Origin of the sequence: Paraburkholderia sp. JHI869 (assembly GCF_038900775.1) — a bacterium.
Lineage (GTDB): Bacteria > Pseudomonadota > Gammaproteobacteria > Burkholderiales > Burkholderiaceae > Paraburkholderia.
Window position 1 is genome coordinate 74,786 of sequence record NZ_JAYMSC010000032.1, and the last position, 25,869, is coordinate 100,654.

At 64.3% G+C, this 25,869-nt stretch carries 24 protein-coding genes, 1 tRNA gene and 1 pseudogene; 14 read left to right on the forward strand and 12 right to left on the reverse strand.

Features of this window, described 5'->3' with window-relative positions; all coding sequences use genetic code 11:
- Positions 1–68 precede the first annotated feature (68 nt).
- A complete protein-coding gene (locus tag VSR72_RS35670) occupies positions 69–986 on the reverse strand; it encodes a c-type cytochrome (RefSeq protein ID WP_342956937.1) in 918 nt (305 codons plus the stop codon).
- Between the two features lie 318 nt (positions 987–1,304).
- Between VSR72_RS35670 and VSR72_RS35675 the strand changes: the two genes are divergently transcribed.
- Positions 1,305–1,380: transfer RNA gene (locus VSR72_RS35675), tRNA-Arg, on the forward strand.
- 186 nt (positions 1,381–1,566) lie between these two features.
- Here VSR72_RS35675 and VSR72_RS35680 read toward each other — a convergent pair.
- A pseudogene (locus VSR72_RS35680) lies at positions 1,567–1,656 on the reverse strand (acetyltransferase); the annotation flags it as partial.
- A 164-nt stretch (positions 1,657–1,820) separates the two neighbouring features.
- On the opposite strand from VSR72_RS35680, the gene VSR72_RS35685 reads away from it, so the two are divergent.
- Positions 1,821–2,483, forward strand: a complete 663-nt coding sequence (locus VSR72_RS35685; protein WP_342956938.1) for an acetyltransferase — start codon at positions 1,821–1,823, stop codon at positions 2,481–2,483.
- Between the two features lie 50 nt (positions 2,484–2,533).
- Here VSR72_RS35685 and vioA read toward each other — a convergent pair whose 3' ends face one another.
- The 5 genes from vioA to VSR72_RS35710 all read right to left on the reverse strand — a co-directional run bounded on the left by vioA (position 2,534) and on the right by VSR72_RS35710 (position 9,517).
- The gene (gene vioA, locus VSR72_RS35690) at positions 2,534–3,709 is read right to left on the reverse strand and encodes a dTDP-4-amino-4,6-dideoxy-D-glucose aminotransferase VioA (RefSeq protein ID WP_342956939.1); all 1,176 of its coding nucleotides are present in this window, start codon (positions 3,707–3,709) and stop codon (positions 2,534–2,536) included.
- A 26-nt stretch (positions 3,710–3,735) separates the two neighbouring features.
- Positions 3,736–6,099, reverse strand: coding sequence for a tetratricopeptide repeat protein (locus VSR72_RS35695; RefSeq protein WP_342956940.1), 2,364 nt, complete (start codon positions 6,097–6,099; stop codon positions 3,736–3,738).
- A gap of 219 nt (positions 6,100–6,318) precedes the next feature.
- Positions 6,319–6,627, reverse strand: a complete 309-nt coding sequence (gene fliT / locus VSR72_RS35700) for a flagellar protein FliT (RefSeq protein ID WP_342956941.1) — start codon at positions 6,625–6,627, stop codon at positions 6,319–6,321.
- A 26-nt stretch (positions 6,628–6,653) separates the two neighbouring features.
- A complete protein-coding gene (fliD, locus tag VSR72_RS35705) occupies positions 6,654–8,222 on the reverse strand; it encodes a flagellar filament capping protein FliD (protein WP_342956942.1) in 1,569 nt (522 codons plus the stop codon).
- Positions 8,223–8,362: 140 nt separating this feature from the next.
- Positions 8,363–9,517 (reverse strand): flagellin, encoded by a 1,155-nt coding sequence (locus VSR72_RS35710; protein ID WP_342956943.1) that lies wholly within the window; start codon positions 9,515–9,517, stop codon positions 8,363–8,365.
- Between the two features lie 362 nt (positions 9,518–9,879).
- Between VSR72_RS35710 and VSR72_RS35715 the strand changes: the two genes are divergently transcribed.
- On the forward strand, positions 9,880–10,821 hold the full coding sequence (locus VSR72_RS35715) for an aldo/keto reductase (RefSeq protein WP_342956944.1): 942 nt from the start codon (positions 9,880–9,882) through the stop codon (positions 10,819–10,821).
- A gap of 413 nt (positions 10,822–11,234) precedes the next feature.
- Complete coding sequence (gene rpsU, locus VSR72_RS35720) at positions 11,235–11,447, forward strand: 30S ribosomal protein S21 (RefSeq protein WP_004198205.1); 213 nt, start codon at positions 11,235–11,237, stop codon at positions 11,445–11,447.
- Positions 11,448–11,548: 101 nt separating this feature from the next.
- On the opposite strand, the gene VSR72_RS35725 is transcribed toward rpsU, so the two are convergent.
- Together VSR72_RS35725 and VSR72_RS35730 are read right to left on the reverse strand one after the other, a co-directional pair.
- Positions 11,549–12,007, reverse strand: coding sequence for a hypothetical protein (locus VSR72_RS35725; RefSeq protein ID WP_342956945.1), 459 nt, complete (start codon positions 12,005–12,007; stop codon positions 11,549–11,551).
- 293 nt (positions 12,008–12,300) lie between these two features.
- Positions 12,301–12,897, reverse strand: coding sequence for a DNA-3-methyladenine glycosylase I (locus VSR72_RS35730; RefSeq protein WP_342956946.1), 597 nt, complete (start codon positions 12,895–12,897; stop codon positions 12,301–12,303).
- 179 nt (positions 12,898–13,076) lie between these two features.
- On the opposite strand from VSR72_RS35730, the gene VSR72_RS35735 reads away from it, so the two are divergent.
- Both VSR72_RS35735 and VSR72_RS35740 read left to right on the forward strand, forming a co-directional pair.
- Positions 13,077–13,973, forward strand: a complete 897-nt coding sequence (locus VSR72_RS35735) for a BadF/BadG/BcrA/BcrD ATPase family protein (protein ID WP_342956947.1) — start codon at positions 13,077–13,079, stop codon at positions 13,971–13,973.
- 93 nt (positions 13,974–14,066) lie between these two features.
- Positions 14,067–14,888 (forward strand): Cof-type HAD-IIB family hydrolase, encoded by an 822-nt coding sequence (locus VSR72_RS35740; protein ID WP_342956948.1) that lies wholly within the window; start codon positions 14,067–14,069, stop codon positions 14,886–14,888.
- A 92-nt stretch (positions 14,889–14,980) separates the two neighbouring features.
- Here VSR72_RS35740 and VSR72_RS35745 read toward each other — a convergent pair whose 3' ends face one another.
- Entirely contained in the window at positions 14,981–15,715 is a 735-nt protein-coding gene (locus VSR72_RS35745; RefSeq protein WP_342956949.1) for a histidine phosphatase family protein, read from the reverse strand.
- Positions 15,716–15,914: 199 nt separating this feature from the next.
- A complete protein-coding gene (aqpZ, locus tag VSR72_RS35750) occupies positions 15,915–16,661 on the reverse strand; it encodes an aquaporin Z (protein ID WP_342956950.1) in 747 nt (248 codons plus the stop codon).
- 288 nt (positions 16,662–16,949) lie between these two features.
- Between aqpZ and VSR72_RS35755 the strand changes: the two genes are divergently transcribed.
- The gene (locus VSR72_RS35755; RefSeq protein ID WP_342956951.1) at positions 16,950–17,246 is read left to right on the forward strand and encodes an H-NS histone family protein; all 297 of its coding nucleotides are present in this window, start codon (positions 16,950–16,952) and stop codon (positions 17,244–17,246) included.
- A 187-nt stretch (positions 17,247–17,433) separates the two neighbouring features.
- Here the strand turns inward: VSR72_RS35755 and VSR72_RS35760 are convergent, their stop codons facing one another.
- Entirely contained in the window at positions 17,434–18,498 is a 1,065-nt protein-coding gene (locus VSR72_RS35760) for a glycosyltransferase family 4 protein (protein ID WP_342956952.1), read from the reverse strand.
- A gap of 616 nt (positions 18,499–19,114) precedes the next feature.
- Between VSR72_RS35760 and flhD the strand changes: the two genes are divergently transcribed.
- The 7 genes from flhD (at position 19,115) to cheW (ending at position 25,716) form a co-directional block, all read left to right on the forward strand.
- Positions 19,115–19,432, forward strand: coding sequence for a flagellar transcriptional regulator FlhD (gene flhD / locus VSR72_RS35765; RefSeq protein ID WP_342956953.1), 318 nt, complete (start codon positions 19,115–19,117; stop codon positions 19,430–19,432).
- Positions 19,433–19,536: 104 nt separating this feature from the next.
- Positions 19,537–20,079 carry a flagellar transcriptional regulator FlhC gene (flhC, locus tag VSR72_RS35770; protein ID WP_342956954.1) on the forward strand — a complete coding sequence of 181 codons (543 nt, stop codon included), beginning with the start codon at positions 19,537–19,539 and terminating at the stop codon, positions 20,077–20,079.
- 373 nt (positions 20,080–20,452) lie between these two features.
- On the forward strand, positions 20,453–21,313 hold the full coding sequence (gene motA / locus VSR72_RS35775) for a flagellar motor stator protein MotA (protein WP_342956955.1): 861 nt from the start codon (positions 20,453–20,455) through the stop codon (positions 21,311–21,313).
- 10 nt (positions 21,314–21,323) lie between these two features.
- Positions 21,324–22,385, forward strand: coding sequence for a flagellar motor protein MotB (gene motB, locus VSR72_RS35780; protein WP_342956956.1), 1,062 nt, complete (start codon positions 21,324–21,326; stop codon positions 22,383–22,385).
- A gap of 13 nt (positions 22,386–22,398) precedes the next feature.
- Complete coding sequence (locus VSR72_RS35785; RefSeq protein WP_158758898.1) at positions 22,399–22,773, forward strand: response regulator; 375 nt, start codon at positions 22,399–22,401, stop codon at positions 22,771–22,773.
- Positions 22,774–22,830: 57 nt separating this feature from the next.
- Complete coding sequence (cheA, locus tag VSR72_RS35790; RefSeq protein WP_342956957.1) at positions 22,831–25,125, forward strand: chemotaxis protein CheA; 2,295 nt, start codon at positions 22,831–22,833, stop codon at positions 25,123–25,125.
- 57 nt (positions 25,126–25,182) lie between these two features.
- A complete protein-coding gene (gene cheW / locus VSR72_RS35795; protein ID WP_342956958.1) occupies positions 25,183–25,716 on the forward strand; it encodes a chemotaxis protein CheW in 534 nt (177 codons plus the stop codon).
- The last annotated feature ends 153 nt before the right edge of the window (positions 25,717–25,869 follow it).

Here is a 25,869-nt window from a genome sequence, read left to right on the forward strand (position 1 = left end):
CGAAAAAAATCCCCGCGCCGCATCGCTACGGGCGGGGATCGTTACGCACGCTGGCGCGTGTGACTCGCCTACTTCGCCGCGCTGACCATGTAATCGACGGCGGCCTTCACGTCCGCGTCCGAGGCGGTCGAACCACCCTTCGGAGGCATCTGGCCCTTGCCGTGCAGCGCGTAGTTGTAGACGGTGTCCATCGGTTCCTTCAGGCGCGGCGCCCAGTCGGCCTTGTTGCCGAACTTCGGCGCGCCCAGCACGCCCGCGGCGTGACACGCCTGGCAAACCTGCTGATAGAGCGCCTTGCCCGCCTGCGAGGCGTCGGCGCTTTGCGAGCCGCCACCTGCGGCGGGAGCAGACGATGCCTGCGGAATGGCCGCGATCGCCGCCGCGGCGGCTTGCGCCTGGGCGGCGTTCGCATCGGCGCCCGATGCCTCCGATGCCGGTGCAGCGGCCGCCGCGCCCGAAGCGGCAGTGGCCGCGTTGGCCGCGCCCGGTGCGGGCTTGGGCGGATCCTGGAAGTTCGCGCCGGCGTGGTTCGCCATATAGGCGACGGCGAGGCCGATTTCGTAATCGCTGTAGTCGTCCGGGCTCGTGCCGCCGCGCGCAGGCATCGCGCCCTTGCCGGAGAGCGCCGTTTTCCAGAGCGTGTCGAAGCCCTGCGCGATGCGTGGCGCCCAGTCGCCCGAGTTGCCGAACTTGGGCGCGCCGGCGGCGCCTGAGGCGTGACACGCCGAGCAGACGGCCTGAAAGACCTGCTCGCCGGTCTTGTAGACACGCGGCGCGTTGGCGTCGCGCACATTGACCTGCGCGACGGGCGCGATGCGCGCGGTGACCGTGGCTAGCTCGTCGGTGCCCGCGCCGGTGCGCGTCGTGTTGTCGACGTATTGAACGAGCAGAATGATGATGACGATGGGGATGGCAAACGCGGCAATGACAGCGGCGATCAGCTGGCCGGGCGTTTTGATCGGGGCTCCGTGGGGTGCTTCGCTCATGCTTGTCTCGACTCCCGTTGGTTTTATGGTGAGCGGTACAGCAGGACGGCAATGGCCATGCGGCGGATCAAACACCGACGATTATAGACGGAAGGTTTTCCGGCTGGTGGGCGTGTGCGGACGGAGTTCAGCGGGCGTTTACCCGCATCGCGAGGGCGGGCGGCGGCGCGCGGCGCGCCGCGATGCAATGTGACCCCGAATAATCGGCGGGCAGCCCACGCGGTGGACGGTTTAACCGAAACCAGTTATTCTCTCGGTCTCTCTTCGGCGCTGCCTTTTCCGTTTTCTTCGGTCAGACGGCGGCGCCAGCAAGTCAACGCGCCCGTAGCTCAATGGATAGAGTACTGCCCTCCGAAGGCAGGGGTTGCTGGTTCGATCCCAGCCGGGCGCGCCAAAATTTCCTGACTTTCGCCGACGTCACAGGTCGCGTTCCCTTCGTTTTCCCGTTTCGCATCGCTGCGTCTTACCAGGCGCAACGCGGTGGCATCTCGTGTAACGCGCATCGCCGAACGCAGTGCCGCCATGGTGCGTTGTCCCGCGCGTCAGCGTATCGGCCTCGTACCCTTCGCGACCGGTTGCGCGGCATGTCCCACGATGCGAGTTCGACCAAGGCTACGCGCACCTTTTCCGAAAGGCGAAAGCGCACGAGTCGCGCAGGCGATCTGGCATGGGGCTAGGGGTTGGACTACCACCGCAATTAGCGTATGCGATGCGCCACCAGCATCAGGAAGACGACGGCGTCCAGACACAGTCTCGCCGGGGACTGCGCGAGGCATACTGGTGATCAGCGCCTAAGCCAGAGTGAGCAAAAAACCTCGACCCACAAGGAAGCTAGTGAAGAACATTGTTCTCGTTGGATCGTCCGGCCACGCGAAAGTCGTAATCGATATCGTCGAAAAGGCCGGGGAATACCAGATCGCCGGTTTGATCGACGGTTTTCGCGCCGTCGGCGAGGAGACGCTCGGCTACGCTGTACTCGGCGCCGAAGCGGATCTACCGAGCCTGATTCAAGCGCGAGCCGTAGAAGGCGTGATCGTAGCGATCGGCGATAACCATGTGAGGGCGCGAGTCGTGGCCGATCTGGCGCGCGACGTCCCGCAATTGCCGCTGGTGAGTGCGATCCATCCACATGCGGCAATTGGCAAGGACACGACGATCGGGCCGGGCACCGTCGTCATGGCCGGTGCGATAGTGAATCCGGGCTGCCGGATCGGCGCGGGCTGCATCGTGAACACCAATGCGTCGCTCGATCACGATTCGGTGATGGAAGATTTCGCGAGCCTCGCGCCACGAGTGGCTACCGGCGGCCATTGCAGGATCGGCCGCTTCGCCGCGGTGAGCATCGGTGCGGTGCTACGGCATCGCGTGACGATAGGCGAACACACCGTCGTCGGAGCGGGTGCGCTCGTGCTCGGCGACGTCGAGTCTTACGTGGTCGCTTATGGCTCGCCAGCGCGGGCCGTGCGGACACGGCAGGCCGGAGAGCGTTATCTCTAAGAGCGTTCAGGGCGAGCGTTCAGAGCGGCATCACGCGCGCCACAGGTTGCTCAGGCAGCGACCAGCGCCACCGCTGCGCGAACCTCGCGCTTGATCAGATCGACAATGCGATCGACGGATCCGTCGTCGAGTGCCGGGAAAATCGGCAGACACAACACCTTCGAGGATGCATCGGCAGCCACCGGCAGGTGCTCGCGATTCGCGGAAGGCAGGCCGCGATACATGGGGAAATCCGAAATCAGTGGATGGAAGTAGCGCCGCGCGTAGATGTCGTGTTCGCGGAACTTCTGATAGAGCTCATCGCGCGTGAGCGGGAAATCACTTTCGACGAGCACTGGAAAATACGAGTGATTCGCGACCGTCTGGCTGCCGCGCGGCAGGCAGCGAATGCCGGGTACGTCGGCCAGCAGCGCGCGATAGCGCGCGTCGATTTCGGCGCGTCGCGCGAGTGCCTTGTCGATGTGCTGCAGTTGCAGCATGCCGAAAGCGGCGTTGATCTCGCTCATCTTGCCGTTGATGCCCGGCGCGACCACAGTGACCTCATCCACGAAGCCGAAATTCTTGAGGTGATCGATGCGCTGCTTGGTCTTGGCGTCCGGGCAAATGATCGCGCCGCCTTCGAACGTGTTGAACACCTTCGTCGCGTGGAAGCTGAGCACTGAGAGATCGCCGTGTGCGAGGACGCTGCCGGTTTGAGTCTGCACGCCGAATGCGTGTGCGGCGTCGTAGATCACGCGCAAGTTGTAGTTGTCGGCGATCTTCTGGATCGCTTCCACATCGCACGGATTGCCGTAGCAGTGCACCGGCATGATCGCCGTTGTGTGCGGCGTAATGGCGGCCTCGATTTTCGCCGGGTCGAGATTGAGCGTGTGCGGCTCGACGTCGACGAACACCGGTTTGATGCCGTTCCACAGCAACGAATGTGCGGTCGCGACGAACGAATAGGGCGTCGTGATGACTTCGCCGCTCACGCGCAGCGCCTGCAGCGCCGTCACGAGCGCGAGCGTGCCGTTGGCAAACAGCGCGAGATGCTGCACGCCGAGATACTCGCAGAGCGCGCGTTCGAGTTGCTGATGGAACGGGCCGCCATTGGTGAGCGTCTTGCTGTCCCAGATTTGCTGCAAATACGGCAGGAATTCTTCCAGCGGCGGCAGATACGGCTGGGTAACGTAGATGCGTTCTTGCCGCAGCGCGGCGACGGCTTCGGCGGTAATGCTAGCGTTCATGATGTCTGGGTTCCGCTCAGAAGATATCAGGCTGCGTTGTCGGCGCCAGCCGGCGCGCGCCAGCCTTCGGGCAGCGTCGCGTGGAATGAAACGGGCGCATCGCCCGCGCACCAGCGTTGCCACATCGTGCGCAGCGCGACCGACAGGCCAGCTGCCACCATCGCCGGCTGGAATGCAGCCGATTGCTTGCAGCGATCGCGCAGGTCTGTGCGCACTTGTTGCAGGCGTTTCGTGTCCTGCGCGAGCGCAATTGCGCGTTCGACGAAATCGTCGGCGTCGTGCGCGATGTATTCCTCGAGGCCCACGTGCTGCAGCCAGCACACACTGCCGCGGCCCGCCATCGTCTTGCCGGGCAGCGTGACTGTCGGCACACCCATCCAGAGCGAATTGAGCGTCGTGGTTGAGCCGGTGTACGGGAACGTGTCGAGACAGAGATCGACCTGGTGATGCTGTTGCAAGTAAACCGCAATGCTCGTGCGCGGCCGGAACGTGAGGCGCGAGGCGTCGATGCCTTCTGCCTCGAACCATGCGGTGAGAATCTCCTGGTCGCGCGTGGGGGCCATCCCGCCCAACACCATGCGCGAGGTGGGATCCGCGCGCAGAACGCGCGCCCACAGGGCGATGACGTCGGGCCGCAGCTTGTTGACGCGGTTGAAGCTCCCATACGTGGTGTGGCCGTTGTGCAGTGCTGGCAAGCCGTTGACTGGCGGGCAGTTGTGCGGAGGCTGGAACGGCGCAATGGCGGGCAGAAGCGCGAGCTTTTCAACGAACTGCTCGTCTAACAAGCCCGGCGGTGTGAGATGGCGGTCCGAAATCAGATAGTCCATTGCCTCGAGACCGGTCGTCGCCGGATAGCCGATCCACGACGCCTGCACAGGTGCGGGCTTGCGCGTGAGCGCAACGAGTCGGTTGCGGCCGGTGTGCCCCGACAGATCGATAAGGATATCGATGCGGTCGCGACGAATTTTCTCGACGAGAGAGTCGTTGTCGAGGCCGGCGACTTCGTGCCATTGCGCGGCGTGGCGGCGCATCTTCTCTGTGGTTTGATCCGATACCGTGTGTGTGTAATAGAACTGCATCGCGATGCCTGGATCGTTCGCGATCTGCTCGATCACCGGCAGCGCATACGACGACACGGCGTGATTGAGGAGGTCGCCGGAGACGAAGCCCACCTGCAGCTTGCGATGCGGATCGCGGTGATTCGCGTGGTGCTTGATGATGCTGCGCGCGCGCGCCTCGTGACGCTTTCCGAATTCACGATGTGCCTCGCGAAATTCGACCGGTCCGATGTTGTCGTTGTGAGCCAGGCAGAACAGCAAGTTGCTGTGTGTGACGTCGTCGTTGGGTTCGAGCTCAAGCGCCGCAGCAAACTCCCGCTCGGCTTCCAGCACCTCGCCCTGTTCCATGTGGATGTAGCCGAGCGTGCTGTGCGGCGCCGAAACTTTGGGGGCGAGTTCGACAGCGCGGCGGCTTTCCGTGAGCGCCTCCGTGAATCGTCGCTGTCCCTGCAGCGCCAATGCCAGAATGCGACGCGCCTCCATATAGTCCGGCTGCGATGCGAGCATCGTACGGCACTCGACTTCCGCTTCCGCGTGACGGCCAAACAGGCGCAACGTGTCGGCGAGCACCGATCGCGTCGGCAATTCCTGCGGCGCGTATTCGAGCACCTTGCGCGCCGCGTCAAGGGTCTCAGCGAATTGGCCACAGTGGTGAAGCGAAGCGGTCAGTGCGCGCCACGCACGGTCGTCGTCTGGATAGCGCGCAACGAGCTTGCGCGCCAATGCCAGCGCTTCCTGGTGTCGATCGCGATTTTGCAGCGTCAGGTGTTGCTGGATTTCCTGAGGCTTCGCTCGCCGCGTGCTGACGCGCGCAGCTTGAGGCTGCGCCGTGTACGGCGCGTCCTGGCTTTCTACCGTAACTTCGATTTGCTCGGGCGTGGCGTAGGGGGTCGGGTTCGCGGCCGTGGGCACCGTCTCGTCGGGCGTGGCCAATTGTGCGATCAGACCGTCGAAGGCCGGGCCTCGGAAGCCACGCTTTTGCGCGATCTCGATCGCAACCCATGCCGCCGCCGACTGGCCGCTCCTGGCGAGCGCGTTGATGTAGCTGACCCAGTAGTTGCCGTTGTTCGGATTAGCGCCCAAAGCAGTTTCGAAATACGGGATCGCGTCGTTCGGGCGCTCGATCTGCACCAGCAGGACGGCCAGGTTGTAGTTGGCGTCGGCGTGCGCGGGCAGCGCGCTCAGAATGGCTTCGTAGAGTGCTTTCGCGTCCTCGTATTCCTGCTTGTGATGGTGCTCGATCGCGCTGCTCATGACCAGGGCGATGTCCTGCTCGAGCTGCTGCTCGGGTGTGAGTTCAAGCGTATCGGCTTCGGTCGTGGTGAGATTCATGGTCTTCGCGCAATAGGGCAATCGTGGAAATTATCGGCGCGGCCCCTCCTTCCCGAAGCGGGGAGCTAATGGCAATTCCACTGCTAATTTGAGCGATGGGGCGCGGCTGGCTCCAGACGAAAGAAAGCCCGCGCGAGGCGGGCTTGAGCGATACAGGGGCGCCACGGTCTGGCGCAGTTTTTTATTGTTCGGTGAGGCCGATCGAGGCTTGCGCGCGGCTTACAGGCGCGCAGTCTGGTGATACATGCCGACGGCCTTCGAGCGTCCCATGGCGGCGTTGAATTCCACGCGCAGTGCGCCTTGCGAATGCTGTGCGCTAGCCATGACAGCGGCGTCGCGCGCAATCACCGAGCGCAGCGCCGCGAGTGCGGCGGGCGACTGCCGCGCGCTCAGCGACATGAGAAACGGCGAACGGGCTTCGACGAGGCGCGACGCCTCGATCCAGTCGTCGAGCGCCGCGGCATGCTCGATATCGCCCGTGAGTGCGACGATCCTGTCGACGAGGACTGTCTGTTCGATGTCCGCCATGTCCGTCTCTCCTGTGCGCGTTGCGCTTAGCTCTTGTTGGTGGCGAGTGCGCCGGCGCTGTTCGTGCCGCCGAAGAGCTGCGTGAGGTACTGCTGGTTGCTGTTCATCGTCGCCATCAGCGTGTTGAGCGCCGTGAACTGCGCGTTGTACTGCGTGGTGAGCTGCGCAATGTAGTCGTTCAGGCTGGTCTGCTGCGAGGCAATGCTCGTCAGATCGGCGTTCAGCGCGCTGGTGCGCGAGTCGATCATGCCGCCCGTCTGCGTGAACGTCGCGATGCTCGAATTGAGCTGTTCGCCCACGCCGTTGGTCGAGTTGAAGAGCTTGGCGACCGTCGCAGGGCTGCTCGTCAGCGCGCTGTTGAGCGCGGTGCTATCGACGGAAAGCGTGCCGTCCGCGTTCAGCGTCACGCCGATCGAGGCGAGGTTCACTGACGAGGTGCTGCCCGCCGGGCCGCGCACGCCATTGGCGACGATCGAGGCCAGCGTATTGTTGATCGTGTTCAGCGTCGAGTCGCCGAGCAGCGGGCCTTGGGTAGACGACGTGGAGCTGTACGCCGTGAGCGTGCCGATCGTCGTGACGAGCGTGTTGTAGAGCGTCACGAAGTTGTTGATCGCGCTCGCCTGCGCCGTGGTATTCGGCGCGATCGTGAGCGTCTGCGTGTCGTTGCCGCTCGTGCTGCTCGAGGCGCTCGTGCCGCCCTTGAGCGCCGCCTGGCTCAGGCTGAGCGTGACGCCGGCAATCGCGGTCGTGACTGAGTTGGTCGAACTGGTCGCGGCAATGCCGTTGACCGAGAACGCGGCGTCCTGTGCTGCAGTGCTCTGTGACCACGCGTAGGCGGCGTTCGTCGACGTCGAGGTGAAGGTCGACTGGCCGCCGGTCGTGCTTGCGGTGGAGGTCACGCCGAGGCCCGACAGGCCGTTGTCGCCGCTGAGATTGTTCACGGCGACGCTGATCGTGTTCGCGGCGCCCGTGGTCGACGAGCTGAGCACGAGGTGGGCGCCGTCGGAGCCGTTCACGACGGTGGCCACGACGCCCGGATTGCCGCTCGCGCCGTTGATCGCCGCGGCGATACCCGAGATCGTGTTGTTGGTGCTGTCGATCGACACGTTGAAGGACGAGCTGCCGAGCGAAACCGCGAGCGTGCCCGTGCCGAGCTGCTGGGTCGAAGTGAAGCCAGCTGACGAAAGCGCCTGGGCCTGCGCGACCTGCGAGACGCTGATGCTGTAGCTGCCCGCGACGGCGCCCGCGCCGGCCGTGGCCGTGATGCCGGTGCCGCCCATCGTGGCGCTGTAGGTCGTTTGCAGCGTGCCGTCGGAAAGCGTATTGAGGCCCGATTGCAGTGCGCTTAGCGCCGCCGACAGCGCGCCAAAGGCGGAAATTTCAGTGTTATCAGTGGACTGCGCCGCGGTCAGCGCGGCAACCTGGCCCGCCGTCTTGGCGTTCACCAGCGCGGTCACGAGCGTGCTCACATCCATCGACGAATTGCCGGTCGAACCGCTGATGATCGACTGGGCGGCTGAGGCAAGCGCTGCTTGATCTGCGGCGACGGTCGCTGCGGCTGTGCTGGCGGCGGATGAAGACGTGATCGTTGACATCGGGATACTCCGTGCGTCGGTGAGTCCGTGAGGTGGTCGAACTGCAAATGCAAGATGGGAGGCATGCCTCCCACCGGGTACTTTCGATCCGGAAACCGCGCCGCGCGACGCGGTTTCCGGTCAGTTCATCGCGTAAGCGATTACTGGAGGAGCTTCAGAACTTGCTGCGGCTGCGAGTTAGCTTGTGCCAGCACCGAGATACCAGCTTGCTGCAGCACTTGCGCCTTGCTCAGGTTTGCCGTTTCTTGCGCGAAGTCTGCGTCCGTCTTTTGCGACTGGGCCGACGACAGGTCGGTCGACTCAGCTTGCTGCGACGTTGCGATCGCGGTGAAGCGGTTTTGCGCTGCGCCGAGGTTTGCCTGCAGGTTGTTGACGGTTGCGAGTGCGTTGTCGATCGAGACCATCGCGACGTTTGCGCCCTGGACCGAGCTGATGTCGAGGTTCGCGACAGTCGACGTGGCGTTGACGGCGTTGATCTGCGAAACCGCTGCGGTGATCGCGTTGGTGATCGCGGTGCCCTGCGCCGTGCTCGTTGCGCCCGAAGAGAGCGCCAGACCGGTGATCGCCGTGCCGGTGCCTGTAGCCGTACCCGAACTGAAAATCGCGTTAGCGACGCCGCTCGTGATCGCCGTACCGTTCTGGTCCGTGAACGTGAAGCCGCCGTTGCCGTCCGAAACCACGTTGACCGAGGTGATCGTTGCGCCCGACGACGTGTACACGCCCGCTGCGTCGAGGCTCAGGTCCGAGATCGTGCCGACCGTCGTGCCGGTCTGCAGCAGACCCTGGCCGAGGCTGTTAGCCGACATCGACTGGCTCAGGTTCAGGCTGATCGTCTGACCGACGTTCGCGCCGACCTGGAACGACACCACGCCAGCCGAGCCGTCCAGAATGTTCGTGCCGTTGTACGTCGTTTGCGACGCGATACGGTTCACTTCCTGGATCTGCTGTGCAACTTCCTTCTGCAGAGCGGCCTGGTCGCTCGACGACATCGTGCCCGTCGAAGCTTCCACGGCCAGCGTACGGATACGCTGCAGGCTGCTGGTCAGCGAGGACAGCGCGCTCGACGCCGTTTGAATCATCGACACGCCGTCGTTCGCGTTCGACACGCCTTGCGACAGACCGTTGATCTGCGTCTGCATACGCGTCGAGATCGCGAGACCTGCTGCATCGTCAGCTGCGCTGTTGATGCGCTTACCCGACGACAGGCGGGTGATCGCTTGCGACAGTGCGCTGCCCGAGCCGGTCAGGTTCTGTTGCGCGACGAGCGAGTTGATGTTGCTGTTAATTCCGAGCATGGAAATTCTCCTAAGCGGGCTGGAAGCCCGTTACAAGCCACTATGGCCGCGGCGGAAGCAATCTTTCATTGCTGGCCGCCTCAGTGAAGGTTGTCGGCGTGGGTAAAAAAAACTTGAGGGGAAGCACCGACAATCGAGACCTCATTTGCGCGCTGCATAAAAATAAATCCCGTTACACCGCGCGCTGTGCTTCCCGCTTCCCTCACGCATTTCTGCGTCATGCAGTTTGCAAGTGTGTTTACGGCAGGTATTGCACGTGGTTTAGCGAAAGCGCCCATCGAGGTGTGCCCGTGCCGGCTGCAGCGCCTGGCGAGGCGGCGTATCCTCAACGGTTCCCCGTTCGCCCTTTTTCTGGAGGCCCCATGGAACTACGCAGGATCGGCACTTCCGCATTGCAGGTCGCCCCGCTCATGTTTGGCGGCAACGTCTTCGGCTGGACCGCCGATGAAGCGACCTCGTTCTCGATCCTCGACGCCTTCACCGACGCCGGCCTGAACTTCATCGACACCGCAGACGTCTACTCCGCCTGGGTGCCCGGCAACCAGGGCGGCGAATCGGAGACGATCATCGGCAAGTGGATCGCGAAGAGCGGCAAGCGCGAGAAGGTGGTGATCGCAACGAAGGTCGCAAAAGATCCGCGCCGCCCGGGTCTTTCCGCCGCCAACATCGCGGCGGCAGTGGAGGATTCGCTGCGCCGCCTGCAGACCGATTACATCGACGTGTACTTCTCGCACGAGGACGACCAGAAAGTCCCGCTCGAGGAGACGCTCGGCGCGTACCAGCGGCTCATCGAGGCCGGCAAGGTGCGCGTGGTCGGCGCATCGAACTACACGGGCGCGCGCGTCGAAGAGGCGCTCGCGGTGTCGAGGAAGTCGGACCTGCCCGCGTACCAGATCATCCAGCCCGAATACAACCTGTACGACCGCGCCCACTACGAGGCCGATCTCGAACCGGTGGCCATGGCGCAGAAGCTCGCGGTCGTGCCCTATTACAGCCTCGCGAGCGGCTTCCTCTCAGGCAAGTACCGCTCGCGCGAGGATCTCGCGAAGAGCACGCGCGGCTCGCGCGTCGAGAAGTACCTCGATCACCGCGGCATCCGGATCCTCGCGGCGCTCGACTACGTGGCCGAACGCCACGGCAGCACGCTCGCGGCGGTTGCGCTGGCGTGGCTGATCGCGCGCCCGAGCATCACCGCGCCGATCGCGAGCGCGACCTCGCTGGATCAGCTGGAGAGCCTTGCGGCGGCCGTGCGGCTGAAGCTCGATCCGGCCGATATCCAGGCGCTCAACGACGCGAGCGCCTGAGCGCGGGTGCCGGATGCGCGAGAAGCGGCATTCATCCAGGTGTCCTGATTGACAGGACTTGCGCGGCGCTGCGGCACGCCAATCGCCGTGCGCCACGCAAGTCACTGAGTAGAATCAAGAAACCCTGGTCAGGCAGATCCTTTCCTGATATCATTGAGAGTGAATTGAGATCTTTGCCTGTTTTGTTGCCGTGTTCGTTACTGTTGGCGGCCGCAAACCGGCGGTCAGGTGTGTTGCAGCAAGGTCGACCTGATCGCGTTCCGCTGTGAACCCCCTACTTCTCTTTTCCGGCCTCCGTGGCCGCCTTGCCTCTCGTTCAGCCCCAGCGTGGCGAACGACCGGAGGGCCGGCGCGTGAGCGGCTTTGACGCTCACGCCTTTGAACCGTATTAAGCGATTTGAGTTAGGAAATACATGACGACGATTCTTCTGAAGGAAAACGAGCCGTTCGAAGTGGCCATTCGCCGCTTCCGCCGCGCAATCGAAAAGAACGGCCTGATCGCCGAGCTGCGTGAGCGTCAAGCTTACGAAAAGCCGACGGCTGTTCGCAAGCGCAAGAAGGCAGCTGCTGTTAAGCGCCTGCACAAGCGTCTGCGCAGCCAGATGCTGCCGAAGAAGCTCCACTAAGCTTTTTCGCTGCTCGATGTTCCGCCAGACGGCGGCGCATGCTTCGCAAGAAGCTGCGCCGCCGTTTGCGTTTGTGCGGCGGTTGCGCGCGCCGCCCGATATCAGGCGGCGTCCTTGAGCTGATCGGGTGACAAGCCGAACTGCGCGGCAATCGAGCAAAGGCGCTCGCGCCATTCCCACACGCCGAACACGTCGTGGACGTTCTGCAGGCAACTCAGCAGATTGATCGTAGCCGGATCGAAGATGTTGATATGAGCCCGCAGCAGCGCCTTTTTCAGCGCGGCAACGCCCACGTCCATATAGAGCGGCACGTCGTTCGTCTCACGGCCGATGTAGCGCACGGGTATGCCTTCCATGGCGCTCATATAGTCGCGTGGGTGGATAAAGCTGCCGACCGGGCAACCGCCGTAGCTGTGTGCGCTGCCGTAGCCGCCGCCACAGCCGCCACCCCGGTAGGCGCCGCCGCCGCGTGGAAGAAGTGCCGCACGCCCCTGGCCAAAGAGATGGGCCACTGCGCGGTCGAAAATCTCCTGATGACTCAGGAAGTGGACGTTTTTCATTTCAGCCCCCGTTGCCCAGGTGCCGGGCACAGGTTAATTCCCTTCTAATGCGGCGCCGCCGGCCTTCCAGCCGGCATTACTACGCGTTCCCCTGACGCGCCTGCATTCACTTCCCTTTATAACGGCGCGCCAGCAGAAAACCGTGGGGCTGCGCACCGTAGCGATGAGAAATTACCTCGGCCGACGTTGGACGCAATCGCGCTTGCGCGCCGCAAAGCCGTGCTGGACGACGGTTTGCGAGGCGCGGCTCGTCCCGCTCGGGACTTTCCCGAGTCGCGCGCGGGTTGCCGCGCTCAGGCGCGGCGCTTCTTTTTGCCGAGTGCCGCGCAAGCCGCGCGGCACATGCAGTCGCGCTCATGGTCGTTGACCATGCCGACCGCCTGCATGAACGCGTAACAGATCGTCGTGCCAACGAATTTGCAGCCGTATTTTTTGAGTGCCTTACTGAGGGCGTCCGAGACCTCGGTCGAGGCCGGTGCGTCGCGATACGACGCCAGGTCGTTCTGGATGGGCGTGTCGTTCACGAACGACCAGACGAACTTCGCGAGCGAGCCGTGTTCAGCCTGGATTTGCTGCACGGCGCGGGCGTTGGCGATGGCGGCTTCGATCTTGGCCCGGTTGCGCACGATCGAGGCGTCCTGCATGAGCGTTTCGACGTGCCTGGGTGTGAAGCGCGCAACCTTTGCGATGTCGAAGTTGGCGAACGCGCGGCGATAGCCTTCGCGCTTGTTGAGGATCGTGGACCACGAGAGTCCTGCCTGCGCGCCTTCGAGCACGATCATTTCGAACAGATGCTGGTCATCGCGCGACGGCACGCCCCACTCTTCGTCGTGGTATTGCACATACTGCGGCGACGCGCCGGCCGATACCCAGTTGCAGCGGTGTGTCACGGTAAGTTCTCCTTGCGAGACATCGTTCAGGCCACGCAAGCATAGCGGATCGGTGCTGTGCCGCCACCCTGGCCAGATGGCCGATTGTGCGAACCCGGGGAAGCCGTTAGTCTCTGCGGCACGGCAAAAATTTTGGCTTTCGAACCGGACTCACAGGCGCGCGAGGCGCGGCAGAAATCATGCAGAAATACACCTGGTTGATTGGCGTGGACGGCGGCGGCACGGGCACGCGCATCGCCCTTGGCGACACCAACGGCGTCGAACTCGCTCGAGCGGCTGCGGGGCCGTCGGGGCTCGGACTCGGTATCGAACGTGCCTGGCAATCGATCGAGGAAGGCAGTCGCGCCGCATTCGCGCAGGCGGGACTTGCATTCGACTGGTCGCAATGCGTGCTTGGCTGCGGGCTCGCGGGCGTGAACAACCCCGACTGGCTGGCGCCGTTTCTCGCGGCCGCGCCGCCGGTAGCCGGACTCGCGGTGGAAAGCGACGCCTACACCACGCTGCTGGGCGCGCACGGCGGCGCGCCGGGCGTGGTGGTCGCACTCGGCACAGGCAGCATCGCAGCGGTGCTCGGCGAGGACGGCCAGTGCCGCATTGCGGGCGGTTTTGGCTTTCCCTCGGGCGACGAAGCGAGCGGCGCGTGGTTCGGCCTGCGCGCGATCGTCTGGGCGCAGCAGGCGCTCGACGCGCGCGCGCCCATGGACGACTTCGCTCGGGCGCTGCTTGCACACGCGCGGGCGACAGATCGCGACAGCCTGATCGTGTGGCTGTGCGCGGCCAACCAGACGGCCTATGCCAGCCTCGCACCGGTCGTCCTCGCGCATCGCGAACATCCATTCGTCGCGAGGCTGCTCGCCGAAGCCGGTGTGGAAATCGCCAAGCTCATCACCGCGCTCGATCCTTCGGGCGGCCTGCCGGCGGCGCTCTCGGGCGGCCTTGGGCAGCCGCTGCGCGAATGGGTGCCGCAAGCGGTGCGCGATCGCCTGCGCACGCCGCTCGCCGATTCCACGGCCGGCGCGCTGCGGCTCGCGCAGATGGAAGCCCAGCGCCTCTCGCGCGCTGCGGCGGACAATTGAGTGGTGGACGACAAGGGGCGCGAACGCGGGTCAAGGGCATAGCGGTGCCGCAGATGCTACGATTCAACGTTTCCCGCTAGCTGTCTGATCACCATGTACAAGGTCATAGCAACCGATCTCGACGGAACGCTGCTCAATAGCGACCATCAGGTCGATCCGTTCACGGTTGCCACGCTGGGCGCGCTCGATGCACAGGGGCTGCCGTTCGTGATCGCGACTGGCCGCCATTATTGCGACGTGGCCGGCATTCGCGACGTACTAGGCATCCGGCCGTATCTCATCACCGCGAACGGCGCGCGGGTGCACGCGCCCGACGACACGCTGATCCACGCGAGCAATCTGGGCGCGCCCATGGTCGAGCGCCTCGTTGCCGCCGATACCGTTGGCGAACACGGCCGCGTAATCGTGAGCATCTATACCGACGACGCCTGGCTCATCGACCGCGACGCGCCTGAACTGCTCGCGTATCACCAGGACTCGGGCTTCGAGTACCGCGTGGTGAACCTGCGCGATTACGCGGGTGCGGGCATTGCCAAGGCGCTTTACATCGGCGAGCCGGCGGATCTCGCACACGTCGCGCAGAATCTCGCGTGCGAGTTCGGCGACGCGCTTTACGTCACCTATTCGCTGCCGGACTGTCTCGAAGTCATGGTGGCCGGTGTGTCGAAGGGCCGCGCGCTGCGTGTCGTGCTCGACCGGCTTGGTATGGACGCCGCGGGTTGCGTCGCGTTTGGCGACAATATGAACGATATCGATCTGCTCGAAACGGCGGGTCATCCGTTCATGATGAACAATGCCAATCCCGATCTCATCAAGCGGCTGCCTTCGGTGCCGCGCATTGGCAACAACTTCGAAGCCGGTGTCGCGCATCATCTGCGCAAGCTGTTCGCGCTCAACGACGAAATCACCTCGTAGTTCACGCGGGTGCAATCGCTAGCCGCGCCATGAGCGCAGCGCGACTCGCGCCGTGACCGCGCTCGCGATTCCATTCCGGCAGTTATCGGCAGTTATTGCACCGCGGGCAGTTGCGCGCACGGGCAGTCGTCGGCACGTCCGTCGAGCCCTTCGCGCTCGTGCGAGAAACGCGCGTGCGCGGCGCCGCTGCTCCAGTCGATGCGCACCACATAGATGCTGTCGAAGTCCGCACTCTCCCAGCGCGGCACGTCGCTCGCGCTGCCGCCATGCGCGGCGACGACGCGGCGCACGAGCGTCTCGATTTCCCGATGTTCCCACGCAACGAGCACGGTGCGCCCGCGCCACTGCGGATCGACAAGCGCGGTTTGCAGCGCATCGATCCTCGAATACCCATACGGCGTCTGGATCGGCATGCCGAACTGGATTGCGGTCGGCTCGATCGTCGCGAGCGGGCGCACATAATAGTACGGGCGGCCGTTGTCTTCCTTCTGCTCGCCCGGGTCGGGCGCGTAGATGGCATCGGGCTTGCCGTACTTGGCCGCGATCACGGCCGGCAGCGCGAGCGCGCGGTTCAACCCCTTGCAGTTGAGCTGGCCGAATCCCTCTGGCGGCTTTTCGCCATGCCTCACGAAAATGAGTGTCTCGACGTCACGCCCGGCTGGCGTGCGGCTCGCATCCGTTTGCGTTGTCCCGGCGGCGTTGGTGGCGCTGTTGGAGTTCGCAGGCCCACTGGCCGGCGGCAGCGGCGCGCAGGCGCATAGCAGTGCGCTCAGCCCTGCGGCGAGCGTCGGGGCGAGCCGGATCGGCCGGGTGTGTGAGCGCTTCATGCTGGGCGCGATGCTCCGGGTGGCAAGTCGGTGGGAAAGTCGACCGATTCTAGCAGCGCGGCCACCGTGGGCCTGATCAGCCGCGCACTGGCGGCGCCTGGGCCAACAAGACAAACGGGCGCCGAAGCGCCCGTTTGCTGCCGCAAGATGAATGTCGCGCGATTCGGCGTGGTACGAGCCGCGCGGACGTGTCAGTGCGTCAGGCCGTCTCGCGCACGACGACAGGCGCTACCGCTTCGCGCCGCCCCGCCACCGCCGGGTACACGATGCCCGCGAGCACGGCGCCGACGATCGGCGCGACCCAGAAAAGCCACAGCTGCGAGATGACCTCGCCGCCCACGAAGAGCGCGGGCCCGGTCGAGCGAGCCGGATTTACCGAGGTATTGGTGACCGGAATCGAGATCAGGTGAATGAGCGTGAGGCACAGGCCGATGGCGATCGGCGCGAAGCCCGCGGGCGCGCGCTTGTCGGTTGCGCCGAGAATGACGAACAGGAAGAACGCGGTCATGACGACTTCGCACACGAACGCGGCGCCCATGGCGTAGTGCCCCGGCGAATGCTCGCCGTAGCCGTTGGTCGCGAAGCCACTCGCGGCGAGGTCGAAGCCGGGCTTGCCCGTCGCGATGAGCGCGAGCACGAAAGCACCGACCACCGCGCCCAGCACCTGCGCGACGATATAGGGCACGAGATCGCGCGCCGGGAAGCGGCCCGCCACGGTCAGGCCCACGCTCACGGCGGGATTCAGATGGCAGCCCGAAATATGCCCGATGGCGTAGGCCATCGTGAGCACGGTCAAGCCGAAAGCGAGCGACACGCCCACGAAGCCGATGCCGAGCCCGTGAACCGGGCCGGCGAAGTTGGCCGCGAGCACGGCGCTGCCGCAGCCGCCCAGAACAAGCCAGAACGTGCCGATCAGTTCGGCAATGAGTCGCTTGGATAAGTGCATTGCGTGACACCTCGAAAAGTCGATTTTTGAAGGGGCCGCGTAAAGCACCGGCACCGGGAAATGCCAGATTCTAGGCAGTCGCACTTTTCGATGCTGTCAAGGATTGTCAATTCTGATGTAATTGATCGAATTATTGCGATCGATGTGTGCGCAATTGCGCCAGAAGCGACTGATCGTTAAATTGAGAAATAGAGCGATAAAGCAGTATTAATAGCGATTGCGAATTCCGTTATTTACGTCTAATCTCCGATCGAGTCGGTTTCACGAGCATATGAAGGGGAGATAGAAATGTCGCAATATTCAGAACTCAAGGCGCAGATCGCAAAACTCCAGGCTCAGGCCGAAGAGGCGCGGCGCACGGAGATCGCGGACGTCATCGCCACGATCAGGGATAAGATCGTCGAGTACGGGCTTTCCGCCCAGGACCTGGGTTTTGCCGAGGCCGCGCGCCGCGGGCGTCCGCCGAAAAAGGCGCCGCTGCCGGCGCGCTATCAGGACCCCAAGTCCGGTGCGACGTGGAGCGGGCGCGGCAAGCCGCCCAAGTGGATCGCGGGCAAGAACCGCGAGCGCTATCTGATCGCCTGACGAATGCCGCCGGGCAGCGATCCGGGCGCCATGCAAGCGCAAATGCAATAAAAGAGCCGCATGAATCATGCGGCTCTTTTTTGTGCGTCATCTGTAATCAACGCGTAATGGCGCTATTGCCCGACTCGCAAACGATTCACGCCGTACATTCGTCTGGATTTATCTCGAAAGTTGGAATGCTTCGCACTCAGCCGGCGGCGACACGGCGCAGTACCGGACGCTGTGCGGCTTCGATGAGCGCCGTATAAGTGTCGACGTAATTGCCGGCCATGATGTGCGACGTGAAGCGGTGTTCGAACTGGTTGCGAATCGCCTCGCGCGAAAGCGAATCGATATTCTGAAGCGCGGCCACCGCGCCTTGCACGTCCTCGACAACATGGCCCGTCACGCCCGGGTCGATCACTTCCGGCACCGAGCCGCGATTGAAAGCGATCACCGGCGTGCCGCATGCCATCGCCTCGATCATCACGAGGCCGAACGGCTCCGACCAGTCGATCGGGAACAGCAGCGCCTTGGCACCCGAAAGGAACGCGGGCTTCTGCTCTTCGTTGATCTCGCCGACGAACTCAACGTGGGCCTGCGACAGCAGCGGCTCGATCTCGGTCTTGAAGTAGTCCTGGTCGACCTTGTCGACCTTGGCGGCGATCTTCAGCGGCAGGCCGGAGAGCGCGGCGATCTTGATCGCCGTGTCCACGCGCTTTTCCGGGCAGATCCGGCCGAGGAACGCGAGGTACTCGGGCTTGCGGTCGCCCTGCGGCGTGAGCAGGTTCTTTGGCAGTCCGTGATAGATCGTGTTCTGCCAGGCGGCCTGCGGCAGCGGCTGGCGCTGCGAGTCCGAAATTGAGATCACCGGCGCGTTCGGGAACTGCTCGAATACCGGTTGCAGTTCGGGCAGGTCGAGGCGGCCGTGGAGCGTCGTGACGAACGGCGTGTCCATGGTCGTGAACAGCGGGAACGGCAGGTAGTCGAGGTGGAAGTGCAGCACGTCGAATTCGTGCGCGACGCGGCGCACGCGTTCGAGCAGCACCATGTGGGGGGCCAGCGCGTCGCGGATCGTCGGGTCGAGGCGCAGTGCGCGCGGCCAGGCAGCTTCGAGGTTTGCCGAGGTGACCGAATCGCCGCTGGCGAACAGCGTCACGTCGTGGCCGAGGTCGACCAGCGCTTCGGTCAGATAGGACACGACGCGCTCGGTGCCGCCATAAAGCTTGGGCGGAACGGCTTCATAAAGTGGCGCAATTTGTGCGATTCGCATTGTTCGATCTCCTGGGCAAGAAGCCCATAAAGGCCGCGTGTGCAACGAATTCTGTGATGCGGCACTGCGGCGGTACGACGGTATCGGGTTATCCCTGAGCTCGATTATGGCTATTTCACGGCCCGATACACGCGGTTTTGCAAACGCTTAATGTTGTTACAGCGGGATACAGCGTGTGTTTCAGGCCATTGCAAAGCGTGATGCGGCCTGGGCGCGCAATGCGCAAGCCGCGTGCCCGGCGCGTTCGCGCAAGGGACACAACGTGTTGATGCGAGGGCCGGATAGCACACAAGCGGGGCCGGATAGCACGCGCGCGTGACGTATCCATGAAAAAGCCTATAATCCGCAGACAATTACGCGGCTTATGCGAATGACATGACGCATACCGTGTCCTGCCGCTGCTCCCGCTTCTTTGTCAGAAAAATTCCTACACGTTAGCGAAAGTTTTTCTCGCAACGCGTCGCGGCATCCGTCCGATTTCTATTTGTTCCCGCCCCAGCCACAATGCACCCACGACCATAAAAGGCCGTTCGGATGCACTCGAGTTGCATTTGGGCGAGCAAACGTTTTCCGCAGGCGGACTGACCAGCCGCCGCGTATCGATTCGGGGGAATCTATGAGCGCGACGACGCACAGCGACATGCTGGGTGAGATCAAGGAAGTGAACCTGTCGTACCTGTTGCTTGCGCAACGTCTTTTGCGCGAAGACAAGCCGACGGGCATGTTCCGCATGGGCATCTCGGAGCAGTCCGCAGAGGTGCTCGCCAACCTCTCTTTCGCGCAGACCGTACGTCTTGCCGCATCGAACCAACTGCTTTGCCGCTTCCGGTTCGACGACCACGCCATCCTGAGCGCACTTGCCGACAAGGGCAAAACCGCGCTGACCCACTCGGCGATCATCATGTCGGGTCAGGACGTCGAGCAGATCGGCTGAACCGCTTCGCCCCGCGCCGCAGCGCGCGGCCGCGCATTGCCCCTTGCTGCCCGCGAACGGCAGCAGGAGCAAGCGCATTCCTTCGCGGCTTCCAACGGGTGTCTATGGCGACAAAGAGTGTGGTGCAGGAGGTAAAGGAGATCGCGCTTGCGATCGAACTGATCGAACTGGGCGCACGCCTGCAGTTGCTCGAAGCGGAGACCTCGCTCTCGCGCGACCGGCTCATCCGGCTCTACAAGGAAGTGAAGGGCGAGTCGCCGCCCAAGGGCATGCTGCCGTTTTCGACCGACTGGTTCATGACGTGGCAGCCCAACGTCCATTCCTCGCTGTTCTACAACACGTTCGTGTTCATGTGCCGCCACGCGCGCTGCGAGCCGATCCACGCCATCGTGAAGAGCTACCGGCTTTATCTCGAGCACCTGCGCCTGCACGACGAAACGCCGGCGCTGAGCCTCACCCGCGCCTGGACGCTCGTGCGCTACTTCACCTCGGGCCTCCTGCAGATGACACCGTGCAGCCGATGCGGCGGCCGCTACGTGGCCCACGCGCACGATCCGCAGCGCGGCTTCGTCTGCGGTCTGTGCCAGCCGCCTTCGCGGGCGGGGCGCACGCGGCGCAGCGCGCTTGCATCGCAGATCGCGGCCTGAGGCAGATCGACGCGGTTCGATGTCGCCGAGGTTGCCCGAGGCCGTTCGTGCAGGCGCAGACCCCGGATAAACCCGGCCTGCCTTTGTGAACACGCCGCCCGGCCATGCCGAACGGCGCCTGCCGCAGCGAAGCCCGCGTCGTCACGAGCGCTCGCAAGCGGCCACCGGCACAAACTGCAACCCCTTCCCGCGCGGCTTTGCGAACCGGCCCCAGATTTCTCCGTCATGCCGAGGCAGTGCAGACGGCAGATGCCCGGCCAGCTTACGATCCGCGCCCATCCAAACCCAAAGTTTTCCGCGCAGTTGCCGTAAACCCAGCTAAGGGCGCGGGCCGACGGCGGTTCGCGGCGCATTTCTTAGTGAGGACCCGGCTGTGCTGATTATCGTTGGAACACTCCTGACGATCCTTTGCGTCTTCGGCGGCTACGCACTCGAGGGCGGCCATCTCGGCGCGCTCATGCAGCCGATGGAGTTGCTCATGATCGGCGGTGCTGGCCTCGGCGCGTTCATCCTCGGCAACGGCATCAAGACCATCAAGGCCACCTTGCGCGTGCTTCCCACGCTGTTCAAGGGCGCCAAATACAACAAGGACGTGTACATGGAGCTGCTCGCGCTGCTCTATGTCCTGCTCGCGAAGGCGCGAAAGGAAGGCACGCTCACGCTCGAAGCGGATATCGACGATCCGCAGAAGAGCCCGATCTTCACGCAGTACCCGAAGATCCTGGCCGATCACCATATCGTCGAATTCCTCACCGACTACCTGCGTTTGATGGTGGGCGGCAACATGAACGCGTTCGAAATCGAAAGCCTCATGGACGAGGAAATCGAAACGCACCACGCCGAAGGCGAGGCGCCCGCGCATGCGCTCGCCAAGGTGGGTGACGCCATGCCGGCGTTCGGTATCGTCGCGGCCGTGATGGGCGTGGTCCACACCATGGCTTCCGCCGACAAGCCGCCCGCAGTTCTCGGCGAGATGATCGCCCAGGCGCTGGTGGGCACCTTCCTCGGCATTCTGCTTTCGTACGGCCTGATCGGCCCGCTCTCGAGCCTCGCCGAGCAGCGCGTGACCGAGTCGACCAAGATGTTCCAGTGCATCAAGGTGACGATCCTCGCGAGCCTGAACGGCTACGCGCCGGCCATTGCCGTGGAGTTCGGCCGCAAGGTGCTGTTCTCGACCGAGCGTCCGTCGTTCACGGAGCTCGAAGAGCACGTGCGCCGCGTGAAGGCGAAGTAAGGACCGGCCCATGAGCAACAACAAGGACCGCGCAATCGTCGTCAAGCGCGCCGCGCCGAAGAAGGCCGGCCATCATGGCGGCGCGTGGAAGCTCGCCTACGCGGACTTCATGACCGCGATGATGGCGTTCTTCCTGCTGATGTGGCTGCTGTCGTCGGCATCGACGGTGCAGTTGAAGGGCATCGCCGACTACTTCAATCAGCCGATGAAGATCACGCTCTGGGGCGGCGACCGCAGCGCCGAAGACTCGAGCATCCTGAAGGGCGGCGGCCGGGACATCTCGTCGCAGGACCAGGGCGTCACGCGCCGCAGCGACGGCGCGACCGAGCGTTCGGAGCGCAACCAGTCGAAGCACAACGACGACGACGCCTCGAAGCAGCTCGAAGGCTCGCTCGAACGCAAGGAGCAGGTGCGCCTGCACGACCTGCAGGTGAAGCTGATGGCGGCGATCGAGGCGAACCCGGTGCTGCGCCAGTTCAAGCAGCAGATCCGCATCGACTCCACGCTGCAGGGCCTGCGCATCGAGATCGTCGACTCGCAGAAGCGCCCGATGTTCGCAACGGCGCGCGACGTGGTCGAGCCGTACATGCGCGACATCCTGCAGGCGATCGGCAAGACGCTCAACGATGTGCCCAACCGCATCGTCGTGCAGGGTCACACCGACGCCGTGCCGTACGCCGGCGGCGAGAAGGGCTACAGCAACTGGGAGCTTTCCGCCGACCGCGCGAATGCTTCGCGCCGCGAGCTGATCGCGGGCGGCATGGACGAATCGAAGGTGTTGCGCGTGCTCGGTCTGGCTTCGACGCAGAACCTGAACAAGGCCGATCCGCTCGACCCGGAAAACCGCCGTATCAGCATCATCGTATTGAACAGGAAGTCCGAAGACGCGCTCATGCACGACGACTCGACCACCACCACGCTCTCCGACGACGCAGCGGGTTCGGGCAAGAGCCTGCCCGGGCTCACGCCGGACGCCGTGCCGGTCAAGGCGGCGCCCGCGCCCGTCCAGCTCGCGCCGAAGATGGCAACGGCGCTGGCGCCGGCGGTGAGCGTCGCGCCGGCAGCGCAATGACAACGAGGAACGGATGATCAGGAACATTCTGGCGATCGACGATTCGGTGTCCATGCGGGAGATCCTGCGTGCGGCGCTCGGCTCGGCAGGCTACGAAGTGACAGTGGCGAGCGACGGCGAAGAAGGGCTCGAGCACGCACTCGCCCAGCGCTTCGATCTCGTGCTCACCGACCTTTACATGCCGCGTATGGGCGGGCTCGACCTGATCAAGCAGTTGAGGGCGAATCCTTCGTACTTCGAAACGCCCATCCTCGTGCTGACCACGGAATCGGACGAAGGCTTCAAGGCAGCCGTACGCGACGCAGGCGCGACCGGCTGGATCGAAAAACCGGTGGACCCCGAACTGCTCGTCGATCTGGCGAGCGCGCTCGGCGAGGCCCACCCTTGAGGTGCCGCGCGGCGACTAACCCGGCACCAACCAGGCAATTAACGCGGTGAAAGAGCAATGACTCTCGACATCACTCAGTTTTATCAGACGTTTTTCGACGAGGCGGACGAACTGCTCGCGCAGATGGAGCAGCTTCTCCTGAACCTGAACGTCGGCCGCCCGGATCCCGAGGATCTGGCGGCGATCTTCCGCGCGGCCCACTCGATCAAGGGTGGCGCGGCGACGTTCGGCTTCACGGCCTTGACCGAGACGACCCACATTCTCGAATCGCTGCTCGACCGCGCTCGCAACAACGAGCTCGTGCTGCGCAAGGACATGATCGACACGTTCCTCGAAACGAAGGACGTGCTTTCCGATCAGCTCGGCGCCTACCGCGCGAGCGCCGAGCCCGATGCGGCAGCGGCTGCCGCCGTGCGCACGAAGCTCGAGCGCCTCTATGCGGAAAGCCGCGGCGTACCCGCACCGGCGCCTGAACCCGCACCGGCGCCGGCCCCCGCGCCCGCTCCGGCGCCGCAGGCAAGCGCTGGCGATTCGGAAGAAGATCTCGAAGCCGCTTTCGAAATGCACAGCACACTGGGTGCAGGCTCGGGCGCGCCCGAGCACGTCGTGAGCGAGGCGATCGATGCAGCAGGCTCGGCGCCCGCCAACGGAGCAAATGCGGGTGCAGATGCGAGCGCGGAAGGCCCGCACCTGCGCGTCACGCTGCGCGCCGTCGACGCGAAGGACCAGGAGCTGCTCGTCGAAGAGCTTGGCAACCTCGGCCGCATTCTCGGCCAGGTGAAGACCGGCGACGATCTCACGCTGTGGCTCGAAACCGATGTGACCTCCGACGACATCATCGCGGTGTGCTGCTTCGTGATCGACGAGAAGCAGATTGCGATCGGCCGCGGCGCAGCGCCCCAGGGCGACGCGCAGCCGGCCGCGGCCGCGCCTGCGGCTGCACCGGCACCCGCCGCGCCGCCCGCAGCACCGGTGGCGCCAGTCGCGAGCGCACCCGCCGTGATTGCGCCCCCGCCGCCCGCACCGCACGCGGAACTGGAAGCGCCGCGTCCTCCGGCAAGCGCGCCGGGCGTCGCCACGCCCGCGCAACCCGAAGGCGAGCGCAAGGCGCGTCCGGCCGCAGCCGCGAATTCGGCGGAAGGCAGCTCGATTCGCGTGGGCGTCGAAAAGGTCGATCAGCTGATCAATCTCGTGGGCGAACTCGTCATCACGCAGGCCATGCTGGCGGAAACGACCAGCACGTTCGACCCGGCGCTGCATGACCGCCTCTACAACGGCATGGCGCAGCTCGAGCGCAACGCGCGCGATCTGCAGGAAGCGGTGATGTCGATCCGCATGATGCCGATGGATTACGTCTTCAGCCGCTTCCCGCGCCTCGTGCGCGATCTCGCGGCGAAGCTCGGAAAGGAAGTCGAGCTTGTCACCTTCGGTCAAGCGACCGAACTCGACAAGAGCCTCATCGAGCGCATCATCGACCCGCTCACCCACCTCGTGCGCAACTCGCTCGACCACGGCATCGAAACCGTGGAAGCGCGCCGCGCCGCGGGCAAGGACTCCACGGGCCAGCTCGTGCTGTCCGCCGCGCACCACGGCGGCAATATCGTGATCGAGGTGAGCGACGACGGCGCGGGCCTGCGCCGCGACAAGATTCTCGCCAAGGCGATCAAGCAGGGCATGCAGGTGAGCGACACCATGTCCGACGACGAGGTCTGGAACCTCATCTTCCTGCCGGGCTTCTCGACCGCCGAGCAAGTGACGGACGTGTCGGGCCGCGGTGTGGGCATGGACGTGGTCAAGCGAAACATCCAGGCGATGGGCGGCCACGTGGAGATCACCTCGCACGCGGGCAAGGGCAGCACCACGCGCATCGTGCTGCCGCTCACGCTGGCGATTCTCGACGGCATGTCGGTGAAGGTCGGCGAAGAAATTTTCATCCTGCCGCTGAACTTCGTGATGGAGTCGCTGCAGCCGCGCCACGAAGACATCTACACGGTCACCAACGGCGACCGCGTGGTGCGCGTGCGCGGCGAATACCTGCCGCTCGTCGCGCTCCACAAGGCGTTCAACGTGGAAGGCGCGCGCACCGACCCGACGCAGGGCATCGTCACGATCATGGAAACCGAGGGCCGTCGCTTCGCCATGCTGATCGATGAGCTCGTGGGCCAGCAGCAGGTCGTGGTGAAGAACCTCGAAACGAACTACCGCAAGGTGCACGGCATTTCGGCGGCGACCATTCTCGGCGACGGCAGCGTTGCGCTGATCGTCGACGTGGCCGCGCTCAATCGCGAGACGCGCGCCACGCACGGCGTGAGCGCCAGCGCCAATTCGGGTGCGTTCGCCGAATTCGCATGATCGTAATGAAGTCCGCACGCATTCAACCCATCATCTCCCAACCGTTCAGGGGCTAACGTGGCAGAAGTCCAATCGATTCAAGGCGGCGCGCACGGCGCGCTTGCCGGCGCGCAACGCCGCGACGCGCTGCAGGCCGACGCAGGCGGTCAGGAATTCCTCGTCTTCACCCTCGGCGCGGAAGAGTACGGCATCGACATCCTGAAGGTGCAGGAAATCCGCGGCTACGACAGCGTGACGCGCATCGCGAACGCGCCCGATTTCATCAAGGGCGTGATCAACCTGCGCGGCATCATCGTGCCGATCGTCGACATGCGCATCAAGTTCCATCTGGGCCGTGTCGAGTACGACCACCAGACGGTCGTCATCATCCTGAACGTCGCGCATCGCGTGGTCGGCATGGTGGTGGACGGCGTGTCGGACGTGCTCACGCTGCAGATGGAGCAGATCATGCCCGCGCCGGAGTTCGGCGCGACGCTCACGACCGAGTACCTCACGGGCCTCGGCACCGTGGAAGGCCGCATGCTCATCCTGATGGATATCGAAAAGCTGATGACGAGCCGTGAAATGGCTCTGATCGAGGCGTTGGTCTAACGCGCCTACAGGTATAACCGGGGGGCCGCGAGGCCAGCGTGAGAGAGAGCGGAAAAGCCGCCGCCAAAGAGCGGCAAGCCGCCTTCGTTTTCGCGCGCTTCGTGCAGGGCCTCGAGCGCCGCCGCATCTTGCCGGCCGCGCCCACCCCATAGC